Genomic DNA, 13,337 nt, shown 5'->3' on the forward strand with positions numbered 1-13,337 from the left:
CATGCTGGCCCACCCGGTCTCCGATTTCCTGGGCAGCAGCGCGGCCCTGTGCGATGCGGTACTGCGCTTGCGCGGCGCGGCCCTCGCGGAGGAGCTGGGCCGCATCGCCCGCGACGTGGTGCACTCGCCGCAAGGACGCTACCTGCCGGCCGGCACGGAAGGCGGCGCGGCGGGCGGCGCAGGCGGGGACGACCCATGGGCGGGCGGCCTGGTGCAGGAAGTCCGTTTCGAAAACCAGTACTTCGGCCGCTTCGAAGTGGCCGGCCGCGACGACTACAGCGACGCCGAGCGCCAGCACCTGGCCGGCCTGGCCGCGCTGGCCGCCAGCGTGCTGCAAGTGCACTCCATCGCCCAGCGCAGCACGCACGCCTACGTGCAAGTGGAAGCGCAGCTGCAGCACCAGTCCCAGATCCTGGACCAGATCCACGAATCGGTGCTGACGATGGACATGAACGGCTTCATCACCAGCTGGAACAAGGGCGCCGAGCGCCTGTTCGGCTACACCCCGGTGGAAGCGGTGGGGCGCAACATCCTGTTCCTGTACGACGACGAAGACGTCGGCTTCAGCGACTCCTTCCTCGAGCACGGCGGACGGCTGATGGAAGTGCGGCGCAAGAAAAAGTCCGGCGAAGCGTTCTGGGCCAGCCTGTCGCTGTCCACCCTGCACGACATGGACGGCAAGCCCACCGGCATGATCGCCTACCTGACCGACATCACCGAGCGCAAGCTGGCCGAAGAGCGCATCCATCACCTGGCCTACTACGACGCGCTGACCGGCCTGCCCAACCGCACCCTGCTGACCAAGCTGGTCGACCAGGCCCTGACGGTGGCCCAGCGCAGCAAGCTGCACGGCTGCGTGCTGTTCATCGACCTGAACCGCTTCAAGCTCATCAACGACACCCTGGGCCGGCGCATCGGCGACGCGCTGCTGAAAGAAGTCGCCGCGCGCTTCCGCGTGGTGCTGCGCGACCAGGACCTGGTGGCGCGGCTGGGCGGCGACGAGTTCGCCGTCGGCCTGTTCGACATCGGCCAGCACTACGAAGCGAGCCGCGTCGCGCACAAACTGCTGGCCGCGCTCAACGAGCCCTTCATGGTGGACGGGCACGACCTGAGGGTAGGGGCCAGCATCGGCATCAGCGTCTACCCGCAAGACGGCGCCGACGCCGAAACGCTGCTGCGGCTGGCCGACATCGCCATGTACCGCGCCAAGCAGGGCGGCGACTCGGAGGCCGAGCACGTGGCCTTCTACAGCCGCGACATGAACCAGGGCATGCAAGAGCGCATGCGCATCGAATCCGGGCTGCGGCAAGCGCTCGGCAACGGCCAGCTCGAGCTGCACTACCAGCCCAAGTTCTCCATCGCCGACAGCAAGATCATCGGCGCCGAAGCGCTGGTGCGCTGGCGGCATCCCGAGCGCGGCCTGGTGCCGCCGGCCGAATTCATCCCGCTAGCCGAAGCCACCGGGCTGGTGGTGCAAGTGGGCGAATGGGTGCTCGAAGCCGCCTGTGCCCAAGCGCAAACCTGGAAAGACGCCGGCGTGCCGCCGATCCGCCTGGCCGTCAACGTCTCCGCCCGCGAATTCACCTCCGCGCTGCCGGGGCGGGTGAAAGAAACGCTGGAGCGCTACGGGCTGGAACCGTCGTGGCTGGAGCTGGAAATCACCGAAAGCACGCTGATGCACAACATCGACCGCGTGATCGGCATCATGGACCGGATTACTGTGCTGGGCGTGACCCTGTCGCTGGACGACTTCGGCACCGGCTACTCCAGTCTGTCGTACCTGAAGCGCTTCCCGATCGATACCTTGAAGATCGACCGCTCCTTCACCACCGGCATCCCGACCGACGCCAGCGATTGCGCCATCGCCAGCACCATCATCAGCATCGCCCAGCAGCTCAACCACAAAGTGATCGCCGAAGGGGTGGAAACGGTGGAGCAGCTTGCCTTCCTGAAGGACAGTGGCTGCGACGAAGTGCAAGGGTACCTGTTCTCCAAGCCGCTGCCAGCGCTTGAGTTCGAAAAAGCGCTGCGGGAAGACTGGCTGGCGGAAGGGCGGTAATTCTGTATAATGCTGGCACCCAGGAAGCGTGGCCGAGTGGTTGAAGGCAGCAGTCTTGAAAACTGCCGACGGGTTAAACTGTTCGTGAGTTCGAATCTCACCGCTTCCGCCATTAATTATAGCTAAGTAATTGATTTAATTGGTTTTTGTTGATTGTTGATGCAGTTGACAATCAAATTGACTATCAAATTAGTGTGTGGTTGATGGTTAGTCGTATATTTCCCCTTGGAAATTATTCGCTTTCGTGGAAATAGGTCATGAGCCGTGTTAAGGGCGGGGAACTCGCTAACGGCTTATGGTCGCAACCCGAAGTTCAAGCCCTAGCCGCCGTCGCCAGCGCTTGATGGCCCTATGCGGGTTTCATTACATCGAGCTCTGTCCCAGATCACTGCGGACCAGCCATCATCATGTCGTAGTGGGCTTCTTGGTTCGCCTTGACAAAGACCTGTTTGAAGATTTCTAGATACACATCGATTGAGGCTTGGTCGAACGTGTAGAACGCGTCATCGTGGGAAAAATGCGAGCCGTCGTTGACCCACGCGAACAGTGAACGACACATGGCCTTCTGCTGGCCCTCGAACTGGTCGCAAATCTTGTCGAAATCGATTCGACCTAAAATCTTGAAATAGTTTTCAAGTATTCTCCGCATTGTATTCTGGACCGTCAACGGAGACTTCTCCTCCCGGCGCAGCTCAGCCCATAGCAAGTCGTAAGAGGTCTTGATGGGGTTGGATGGGTGCTGTTGAACCGTGGCCCCTGCGTCGCCTTTCCTGACAGTCCAATAAGTCCGCTCACCCGCCTTGTTGTCTTCGCGATGGTTTGATGTGTAGGTAACCTCCTTGTGGAAGTAGACGTTGTGCGTGAGGATGAAAATCTGTTTGATGTTCCCCTTGTGCTCACGCACATGGTCGAACAGCGACTTGATCAGGCTGCTGACGATGAACAGTACGTCACTGTCCAAACTGGAGACGGGATCGTCGAATACGACGACGCGGTCGGCCGTCATTCCGCTCTCGTTCTCGCTGCCTTTGAGTAGATGATAGAAGTAGAGGAACGTAACGAACGACCGCTCGCCCTCACTGAGCGATTCCTTGGCGTCGCTGCCATTGGAGCGGACCAGTTTGTAAAACGGGCCATCGTCCGCCTTGGCGAGTGCGAAGCTTCGAAAGCCAAATGACTTCAAGAGGGCGTTGATTCCATCGACGGTGGGCTCGATGCTCGTCGCCGACTTCTCTAACGTTTTGATGTCCTTCCCGACTGTAAGCTTGGATGCATCGGCCTCTTGGATTTGCCCGCTCAGCTTCGTGATCGCAGCCGCGAGCCCTGCGCGCTTGGTGACGTATGCGGCCAGGTCTGCTTTGAGCTCCACTTCCAGGACATACTTCCACACTTGGCCAGTTAGGTCGGAGCGCTCCTTGGTGATATTCTGAGCGATCTTGTTGTGGGCTGCGACGGCGCTGTTGGCCTCCGCTATCAGCTTCACGGCGGCGGCAAGCATTTCAGCCAGCGATTCAAGCTGAATGGGGAGACTCGGTTCCTTGCGCTTGTTGGATATCAGGAGCGTGTTCGTGGCGAGCCGCGACTCGATGGCCGACTGCTCGGCAACGAATGCCGCCATGTCCATGAACTTCGATTCTGCGTCGGCAACCGCTTTTAGCCTCGCGCGTAATGTGTCAGCGTCGCGGGCGTAATTGTTTTGCAGATCGGCGATGGCCTTGGTGTCCTGCTCGAACGTCTCGTCAAAGTAGCTGGACAGGCTGGCCTCGAAGCCGTCGAGCACCTTCTGCTGGCAAAATGGACATGTCGGCGCGCTCTTTCCGTAGAACACTTGGCCTAGTTTGACCCAGTCGCTGCTGCCCAGTCGCTGGATCAACTCAGCGATATTCACGTCCTCTTTGCCGATAACCTTCTTAGTGAGGATCGGGTTTGATTCGTGCTCTGTGACTCCTGTGGTGCCAAGCGCCGGAACCGCAGACTCAATGATGGGAGTCGGCCCGAAAACCGTCTTGGCCTTCTCGGTGAGATAGTCCAGCGGTTTTAGCTCGGCCTTGTTCGATGCCATCTCCGTGAGCGTTCGCTCCTTGAATCGCTCGGAGCTATTGCGAGAGCCCGTGAACGCCTCCTTGAAGATGTTTGCGTGCTTCTGCTGCTGAGCCCAGCACTTGTCCTTGATGTGGGCTTCCAGTTCGACCAGTTCCCCTTTCTTCCCCGAATTCTGGTCCGCACCATGGAGTGTATTGCTCAACTGGTCGATGGTCTTGCCTATCGCGTCCGCTTCGGCCTTTTTGGCGGCGATGGCTTCGAGGTTGGCGATGTCCTGCTCGCCCAGGGTGAAGATACCTTTGAGGCGCGGAGCCGTATTGAAATTGCGTTCTACGAAGTCGCGGTTGTAGACCAATGCTTCGAGCGGTGTCCCTTTTCTCCATATCAGCGAACAGTTGGGATGGCCAGCAGGATTGGCGATCACTTTTGTGATCGTAGTCTTACCAGCACCATTGGAACCGAAGAGGAAGTTGAAGCGTGCGAGCCCGCCGAGGGTCTGCGGCGCCTCGCCGTAGGTCGCCGTCTTTGCGATGTTTAAGGATTCGATCACGGGCAGCTCTTCTTTCCAAAAGGAACGAGAAGTAATGCTACAACGAAATCCATAATGAAAATTGAATTTTTGAAATGCTGTCTTGTCCAGGCCATCGCATCGCAGGATGCCCTTTGTTGGCAAGGTGAAAAGTGATGAGCGGACTGCTTAGATAAGCTATCAAATGCTAAGACACTTCCACTTCTTGGAAGGCACCGCATACCCATGCGCTGACTGATGGGGCGATAGCTCCCAAAAGTTGGATCGAGCTAGAAAATTTCAGATCTATATCGTTGAAGGGAGAACAGGGAACTGATCTATCGGGGAATGCTTCACGGAGCGCCTCTTCTGGACCTTACCTCATCAACCGAGGGCATAACTCCGCAGCCATCTGGCTGCGGAGTTATGCCCTCGGTGTTTTTCCACGGACGGTATAGCCGTCTAGTTCATTCCAACCATACTTTTTGAAGGATTCATCATGCGACCACACGCATCTCCCTTGGAGCACCTTATGGCATTTTCCATCGTTTTTGTAGCTGGTTTTTTGTCAGCGGCAAGCTTCATCACGTACATGGAGCGAGTGCGGCGCAATGCTGTGCGCGATCACTACAAAAGGGTCAATGCGGAGTCGAGCCTAGCAGCCGCACGATTCGCCCCCCGGAGCGTTGAAGGATGACGCGCCGATGCCCACGATGTGAATCCGACCGGATCGTGACCAAGGACTACGCGAGAAGACTGGTCTGTGCTGTCGGCGCGATTGCTGGTGCAGTTCGTGGCGCAGCTGGCGCCGCCAGTGGTGCAGAGCTTGGCGCTCTTGCCGGGGCGTTTGCAGGGCCACCTGGCGTTGTTCTAGGTGGTGTCGCAGGCGCAGTCATTGGTGCCCTGGTTTGCGGTGCTGCCGGGGGCTCTGCTGGCGCTGCGCTCGGCGAAATTGTCGATGAGAACATTCTCGATAATTTCCTGTGCATGGACTGCGAATTAAGCTTTGGCAAAAAGAGCGAAGAAGTCCTGGAGCCGATTTTTTACGAAACGTAGCGTCTAACCGCAGTCCCTTGTCAGCCCGATGCTGACAGTTCAAGGGGATACCCGTCATTGGGCATACCTCTAGCAATACCTTCCCCTCATCGTACTTGCCCTTCAGTCCGGATTCGGATTGAGGCTTAGATACGCCTCAACAAAGAAAGGAAATACCTAATGGCACACTTGCTTGAAACGATGGCTTACTTGCACGAAACCCCTTGGCATGGCTTGGGAAATCAACTTGGCGCCGGACAGCCTATCGAAGTCTGGGCGCAACAAGCTGGCATGGATTGGCGCATCTGCGAATCGCCGGTCAGCTTCGTGACGAACGAGGCCAACAGCCCTGGCGTAATCGCGTCGTATCCTGAAAACAAAGTGCTGTTCCGCTCCGACACTCAAGCACCGCTGTCCGTTGTTAGCCAGCGCTTCCAAGTAGTGCAGCCGCGTGAAATACTGGAGTTCTACCGAGACCTTACAGAGGTCTCCGGCTTTGAGCTTGAAACTGCTGGAGTGCTGAAGGGCGGCCGGAAAATTTGGGCGTTGGCCCGCACCGGCCAATCGTCAACGCTCAAGGGCAATGACGTGAGCAACGGCTACGTCCTTCTTGCCACCGCATGCGATGGTACGCTGGCGACGACGGCGCAGTTTACCAGTGTTCGCGTTGTCTGCAACAATACGCTGGCGGTAGCCTTGGGAGCCAGCAGCGGTGCGGTGAAAGTGCGGCACAGCACGGCGTTCGATGCGCAGGCCGTCAAGCGCCAGCTTGGCATTTCGGTTTCAACGTGGAGCTCTTTCATGTACCAAATGAAGGGGCTGAGCGAGCGAAAGGTGAAAACGCATGAGGCGAAGAATTACCTTTCCCGTGTCTTTTCAGACGAGAAGCACGAAGGCGGCGGCAATGCGAGCGACCGCATCACGGCAAAGGTCATGGCGTTATTTGATGGGCGCGGACGAGGAGCCGAACTGGCGTCGGCAAAAGGGACGGTTTTTGGCCTGCTCAACGCCGTGACGGAGTTTGTGGACCATGAGCGGCGAGCGCGAAGTGCAGACCATCGACTGGAATCGGCATGGTTTGGTCCGGGGGCTGCAGTGAAGGACAGGGCGCTTGATCAGGCACTAATGATGATCGCATAAACTGACTGCTTGTGACGATATGAAGTCCGGCTGACGTGCTAATCTCTACTAGCTCAGACTTGAACTGACGCCCGATGTCCAGCGACCGGCAGCATCTGCCCTAACTGCGACATCAGGTCCCGTCTATCTGGAGCTGCAAAGCAGTCGTAGGGAATGCATCCATTTCCCTCACGTTCTGACGCAATGCAGTCTCATGGCGCATCTCCGTGCGCAGCGTCGAGCTCCTCACTAAATCGCCCCAGGCCAGCCTGAAGCACATGGTCCTGTTCATCGAAGCATTGCTTCAGGATATGCAGATAGTTGTTCTGTTCCCTGAATCCGTACGGCTCGATGAGGTGCGCCCGCATCACCCTGGCCAAAGGCGCAAGATGCGCGGTTTGCTCCAGGTCCCGCAGGGTGGTCAGCGCTACACCAAGCAATTGTTCCTTGAGTCGTTTGGGCACGCGCGGAGACATCAGAATGGCCTTGACAACCCGGCCGCTGGCTTCTGCGGCTTCGAAGGAAATGTAAATGTGATTTCCTTCGAGCTGGTCGGGAAGCAGCACGTCGCCAGGCTTCGTCAGAGCGTCGGCATCTTTCACCCACACTACAGTGGCGTCAACCACTTCATACAGCAGATAGCCCAGCGGCGTTGGAAACTCCTGACTTTCATCTTCCGGCAGAACTTCGCGAGCGCTGTCGACTAGGTGGCTGGCGAAATGAGGCATGTAGTGGAGCCACAAGTGGTCGGCGACGCGCTGATGCAGGCCTTCCAATACCATAATTCTGAAAAACCAGATGCCCGTATACACAGGGTCGTGGTACTTTCCAATATTTTGAAATGTCAGCAGTCGCCCATTGAGCTTCTTGTTGAGAACTTCATCCGCATCAATTCGAGCGAGTACGGCCTCGCCGACTGACCGGTAAACCCCGAGACGGGCGGCCAAGTCAACGTTAACGCAATAGAACCGCAAGAGGCGGTTCTCATCCGGCAGTGCCAGTCGGTGTCCGCCCTCGCCAAAGTTGTCGTTGTTCTTGAGGTCGCTGTAGAAGACGCTGGCCTCGTCTGCCAGTAGCGCGTTAAAAAACTCGTCTTGGAAGCTTTCTACAAGGCGCGTCGCGCGTTCCATGACCTTCAGGCAGAGGTATGGTCGAGCAATGGCGAGATGTCCGACCAAGCGGGATGACGAAAGCAGCCGCTTCACAACGAGGGCAGCACGGCGCTGGACTCGCTGTGACGGACCAACCAAGTCGGCAAGCCACTCGCGAAAGCTGAACCATCTGTGGAATAGCCAACTCGTCGATGCGCCCGTTCCCAACGTGATTGACCCATCGTCGTGGAATACGACTTGGAGACCGGGGTGCGGTGGGCGGATGGCGTTAGCCAAACGGCTGCGCACGCTCTTGGGCATTGCCAGGTCCAGTGCCGATCCTAGATGACGTTGGAGCAAGTCGGCAAGTTCCTCATGCTTCTCGGAGTGCAAGAGCGACGTGGTCAGATCATCGAAGAGTCCAAGGTTCCACCGTGTCAACCTAGTCCTGCGCGAACGCCAGTAGACGAACGCAGCGAGTAACAAGAATAGTAGGTACTGGGTGGCGCTCTTGTCGAAGCCCCACAACCAGGGGCCCAAAGTGGGGAGCCCAAGTGTGGTGAGTACGGGCTCGAAGAAAAAACCATGGATGACGAGCAGCACGGCCCAGATGACCAGCCAGTCGAAGCTGTTCAAGCTTAACCGAAAGCTTAGCCTGGCAGTGCTTGGCACGAGTGCCCAAACCGCAGCAATCAAGCCCAGCATGGTGAGGAGTGCACTAGTGTCGATGCCAGCAGGGTTCATGGGTGATCTAACTTTGGAATTAGCTGAAGGGATTCAATGGGCCTGCTGAAGCAGTTGTGAAACGTATTGAACAGCGCTGTCGTTCGACCATGCCCATGGCATAGCCATGCGCTTAAAAACCGGGCGAGGACTTATATATATCCCGCCTGGTAATTTCAGCCGGTCTCGAGCGAATGGTCAATCCGAGAGTTCGAACTCCGCAGTCAGTCCGTTAACGCTGCGTCCCAGTGTGATTGCGTCGTCTGGTACCAGAAGATACGCCCACCGCTTCCCTCCGTGTCTTTCCGAGTGCTGGTTAGCATATGCGCACCAGCGGACGGCAGCACGGGCTTTTGCCCTTACTTCGTCTACCTCGACTTGATCTGCTCGCTTGGGTTCTATCAATAGGCAGCTATCCCGCGTTTCGACGACGAAGTCCGGTTCATAATTTTTGCCGCCTTCGTACTCAATGCGGAATTGTCCTGGCGCTGGTTTCATCCATTTCAGCACGTCAGTATCGTCCTCTAGTATTTGCGCCAGACGCCACTCACCGTCTACCGAATGAAATTTCTGATATGGGTAACAGCACTTCAAGAATCCCTTGAAGACCATTTGTCGGACAAGGCGTTTTTCAAGGATAGGTTCCCGGAAATTGCGCGGCTTTTCACCAGCAGCCAAAGTAAAACTCGCCGGCCGTAGTACATCGAACCCATGCGTGATCTTCCCGATGTAGTCCGTGGGCGTTATTGAGACATGCTCCAACATTTGCGTCCAGACGAATTCTCCGAGTTGTCGCTGCCAGTAGACGAGCACGTTTTCGACTTGGGCCGCGTCGGCTAGATACGACCGAAGTCTCCCGACAACCTGTCCCGCGAGCTTGTAGAGTAGGTCCGCGTGCTCGTCATAATCGACTGCGTCCTGACTGACCAGATGGCGAACGACATAGTTCTCCAGCACTTCCTCGCGAGAGTCATTGCTATCCCACTGAATCCGGGCCTGCTGGTTGTTTTCGAGGTATTGCAAGAGAAGTTCTTGGCTGACTGGCTGGTAATTAATACGATCCAGACGCTCCAAATCAAAATCGAGGAAATGATAGTTCACTTCGCGCGTCGGCAGGACCACGATCTGCGGCACGTCGATAGTCAGCTCAATAATCCGCTCTGTGACCTCTTGAACGACCTTTGCTACCATCTCATCTTCGCTGGCAGGATCCGCAATCTGGGTCGTCATACCCGGCAGTGTTTGTTGCGTGGGCGCGCTTTCGCGAGCCCAAGTTTTCACGCGGTCAACTAGTCGCCGCTGGACGGCCTCACTGTCTAATGCTTTGCTGGATGGCAGGCTTGCGGCCTCTTGTTGGATAGCTCGGATTGCAAAATCAACGAAAGTTGCGCGGCGAGGATCGACCGGCTGGACTTCAGTTCCCCCAAGCTGCGTCTGCTCTACGGCGATGCCGTTCTGCTCAGGCATGCGTCCGGTAGACAGTATTTCCGCGACCGATCCTGTTGTAATGACCTGTGGCTGTCGGTCAGGCACGTCAGCATCGTCCGAAGATCCGATGTAGATGGTTTTCCGGATTATCGACTCCGCGTCATTTGCACGGTCTACAATTTCCTGGAAACGATCATGCGCGACGATGCAGAGCCTATCTACAGCCTCTACCCCCGTTCTTTTTCCATATGGCAGACGCAGGCCGCGTCCAATCGTTTGCTCCGTCAAGATCTCGGAGGCTGACGCGCGCAACGGTACGATCGTGTACAGATTGGTTACGTCCCATCCTTCCTTCAGTTTGTTGACGTGGATGACGACCTCTGTCATTTCGTCATGTTCAACTGCCAGCAGGCGTTGCATTGCCTCATCGGACTCTTCACCGGTTTGGTTCGAGTGGACCTCAATGACCCGCCCCTTGTATCGGCCGTCGAAGAACCTGTCCGATTCGATATAGGTCTTCAACGCAGAAGCATGCGTCGTGTCTTGTGCCACGACGAGCATGAACGGCTTTACCGCCTTGGCATCGTGGCTCCGAGAGTAGTTCTCCAGTTCGATTTTCACATACTCGTGATGATGGATGCCATCCTCAAGTTTGATCTCCTCCAGCTTTTCCGGGCTGTACTGGTCAGGACGGAAGTCCTTTCTGGTCGCTACTGCTGGTATTTTTACGTAGCCATCGCCAAGTGCGCGAGCAAGCGGGTAATGGTAGACAATATTTGTAAACTCGCGCGGACTTGCACCAACTGTCTTTGGTGTAGCTGTCAGCTCTATCCCCAGCACTGGGCGCAGGTCATTGATCGCCTGGGCGCCTGCGCTCGCATAGTAGCGATGCGCTTCATCCATCAGTACGACGAGATCAGGGAGGTTCGACAAGTAATCAAAGTACGATTCACCAAGGTACTCTTGGAAGCGCCGCACCTTCGCGACTGATGACTTTACCGTGCCTTGCTTATTGTCCCTTGCGTTGATCTTGGCAATGTTGAAAATGTTGATATGGGGAGCCGAGTCAGCTCCGAACATATCGGCGGTAAGCGTAGAAGGAACCGCGTAGTCAAGCCGGACGCCACGACCATCCACATAATCGTCCCCCGTCACTATAACGGGCGGCGTCTGTGCGAGTTCCGGTATACCGGAAAATACGTACTTGGGACTGCCCATTGTGAAATCTTGCTTGAGCTTTTCGAAGATTGTCAGATTAGGTGCCAGTACGAGGAAATGCCGACTGCGCCCGGTGATGTACAACCACGCTATCATCGCTCCCATAAGGCGAGTCTTACCGACCCCGGTCGCTAGAGCAAAACACAGGGATGGAAAGTTTCGCTCGAACGAACGGACCGTCGGATATTGGCGCTTGGCTATCGCGAGCCAGCGCTGGAGATCCGCGTCTTTAGTCAGGGACATCTGTTCGAGCAAGTCGGTTAGGATTTCGAGGGACTCCCGTTGTGGCGTCCGTAACGAAAGACGGGCTGCGATCTGGTTGGCTGCTTTGCGGCCATCAATGTGTTCGTTCATCTTATTCTGGACCTTCCTCGCTGTCGGCCTCTACGAGCGAAACGCATTCCTCTTGCTCTTCAAGCACGTTGATGCTGAAGCTGTAGTCATCATGGTCCCATTCGCACTTGCCGAGAATGGACTTCGGGATCTTCTTAAGTGTGAGATTCGGGAATGCTTCGGCATCGGCCATGAACGCCTTGCAGCAGATCATCAGCGAGCGCTCCGAGCCCACATCCTCGCTGATTGTGCGAAGCTGATCGTGGCTCAGACTGCCCGTCGTAACGTAAATGAAGTCTGCCTCCGAACTATGGCCGTGCAGCCAGAAGTGCGCGGCGCTCGGTGCATAGATGAACCCCATGTGACGGCACACTGCTTCCGCCAACATTTCAGCATTGTATTCAGGATTGATTATCCAGTTACCCCATTTATCTTTCTTTAAAAGGGACGGAGCAAGGCGGAAGTAGCGGAAGCCGCCACCACCTTGCCAGTTTGCGGACTTAGAAATTCCGGTCGAATCGTCGCCATCAATCACCTTTTTCAACCTGGCTGCAATGTGGGTTCGGCAATGTTCACCCAGCTCGATCATTATCCATCGGCGGCCCATTTTGTGCGCTGCGGCCCCAGTGCTGCCGGAGCCGCCAAAGGAGTCCAGCACGAGATCTCCAGGCGACGAGAAGTGCTTAAGTACTATTTCAAGTAATGCTTCAGGCTTCTTACCCGAGCGGAATTCGACGCCCCCCTCATGGCGACAGTTGCCGAAGTTCGCCGCAAGATCGTAAAAGTTTTCAATTGGTGAAGTTTGCGGCTTGGCGTCCGGCTCAAGTTTTCCCAATGGGACTCCTTGGTAGTATTTGCCTTTGGTAGCTGTTGCGCGCGCAGGGCCAGTTAGGTACCTGTATCCAAGTCCGTCATCGCCAATCCCTTCGACTTTGTACAGTGCGCCGAGGCCGTCTTCTTCAACCCGTCCGGTTAGGTAATCTCTGAAGAAGCGGCCGGAAGAATTTCCGTCGAGGATAGAGCCTGTTGCCCAAATTTCCTTTAGTCCCGTAGACGATCCCTCACGCTTCTCAACTTTCCAGTGGCCAGATGGGAACACGGATACTAGTTTTCCTCCGAGAGTAATTTCCTTAGCTTTACCGACTTCGGCTACGTGGTAACAGAATTTCTCGAAGGACAGGTCCTTGATGTTTTGGTTTGGCAGCGCTCCGTATTCCTTGCGATATACATGAATTTGTTCGACCTGTTTGTGAAACGCCATGTCTTGCTTGAGCGTTTTGTCCGCGTATCGAACTTGGACATAGAGCGTTACAACGTAATTGGAGCGTCCGAAAACCTCGTCCATTAAGACCTTTAGGTAATGCCCTTCGGAGTCGTCGATATGACAGCATACGAATCCGCTCGGCGCGAGCAGATTTCGGATGATTTCGAGTCTGTCCCTCATCAGCGACAGCCATGTGGAATGTTCGACTGCATCATCATAGAGCTCGAATGCAGACCCGGTATTGTAGGGAGGGTCAATATAGACGCATTTCACTTGATTGGCATATTTTACTTCCAGCGCTTTGAGAGCCAGTAGGTTGTCGCCTTGGATCAATACGTTGTCATTGAATGCTTGAGGGATCTCAGTTGAACTATCTCCTAGCAGATCTGCCGTACCCCGCGCTTGGCGCGGGCGTTGATATGACAGTGCATGGTCCTCTAAAAGAATGCGCGGTTCTAAGCGTGGACGTTTGTCCTTGCCCGTCCAAGTGAGTTCTAGTTTCATTGGTTTCGTCAT

At 56.1% G+C, this 13,337-nt stretch carries 8 protein-coding genes and 1 tRNA gene; 5 read left to right on the plus strand and 4 right to left on the minus strand.

The features are described 5' to 3' along the window. The first annotated feature begins 1 nt into the window (after window position 1). Both AC56DV_RS20090 and AC56DV_RS20095 read left to right on the plus strand, forming a co-directional pair. Window positions 2–2,059, plus strand: coding sequence for a putative bifunctional diguanylate cyclase/phosphodiesterase (locus AC56DV_RS20090; RefSeq protein ID WP_496315999.1), 2,058 nt, complete (start codon window positions 2–4; stop codon window positions 2,057–2,059). Window positions 2,060–2,081: 22 nt separating this feature from the next. Then, window positions 2,082–2,171, plus strand: a tRNA-Ser gene (locus AC56DV_RS20095). 273 nt (window positions 2,172–2,444) lie between these two features. Here AC56DV_RS20095 and AC56DV_RS20100 read toward each other — a convergent pair. Then, a complete protein-coding gene (locus AC56DV_RS20100) occupies window positions 2,445–4,652 on the minus strand; it encodes an AAA family ATPase (RefSeq protein WP_496316000.1) in 2,208 nt (735 codons plus the stop codon). Between the two features lie 490 nt (window positions 4,653–5,142). On the opposite strand from AC56DV_RS20100, the gene AC56DV_RS20105 reads away from it, so the two are divergent. The 3 genes from AC56DV_RS20105 to AC56DV_RS20115 all read left to right on the plus strand — a co-directional run bounded on the left by AC56DV_RS20105 (window position 5,143) and on the right by AC56DV_RS20115 (window position 6,785). Then, the gene (locus AC56DV_RS20105) at window positions 5,143–5,307 is read left to right on the plus strand and encodes a hypothetical protein (protein WP_496316001.1); all 165 of its coding nucleotides are present in this window, start codon (window positions 5,143–5,145) and stop codon (window positions 5,305–5,307) included. A 35-nt stretch (window positions 5,308–5,342) separates the two neighbouring features. Then, window positions 5,343–5,666 (plus strand): hypothetical protein, encoded by a 324-nt coding sequence (locus AC56DV_RS20110; RefSeq protein ID WP_496316002.1) that lies wholly within the window; start codon window positions 5,343–5,345, stop codon window positions 5,664–5,666. A gap of 159 nt (window positions 5,667–5,825) precedes the next feature. Next, complete coding sequence (locus AC56DV_RS20115) at window positions 5,826–6,785, plus strand: DUF932 domain-containing protein (RefSeq protein WP_496316003.1); 960 nt, start codon at window positions 5,826–5,828, stop codon at window positions 6,783–6,785. A 191-nt stretch (window positions 6,786–6,976) separates the two neighbouring features. Here the strand turns inward: AC56DV_RS20115 and AC56DV_RS20120 are convergent, their stop codons facing one another. The 3 genes from AC56DV_RS20120 to AC56DV_RS20130 form a co-directional block, all read right to left on the minus strand. Next, window positions 6,977–8,491, minus strand: coding sequence for a hypothetical protein (locus AC56DV_RS20120; protein ID WP_496316004.1), 1,515 nt, complete (start codon window positions 8,489–8,491; stop codon window positions 6,977–6,979). 285 nt (window positions 8,492–8,776) lie between these two features. Continuing rightward, on the minus strand, window positions 8,777–11,578 hold the full coding sequence (locus AC56DV_RS20125) for a DEAD/DEAH box helicase (protein ID WP_496316005.1): 2,802 nt from the start codon (window positions 11,576–11,578) through the stop codon (window positions 8,777–8,779). A 1-nt stretch (window position 11,579) separates the two neighbouring features. Further along, window positions 11,580–13,325 (minus strand): site-specific DNA-methyltransferase, encoded by a 1,746-nt coding sequence (locus AC56DV_RS20130; RefSeq protein ID WP_496316006.1) that lies wholly within the window; start codon window positions 13,323–13,325, stop codon window positions 11,580–11,582. Window positions 13,326–13,337 lie beyond the last annotated feature (12 nt).

The organism is Massilia sp. BGA-UO-ETr-WB1 (assembly GCF_059567845.1).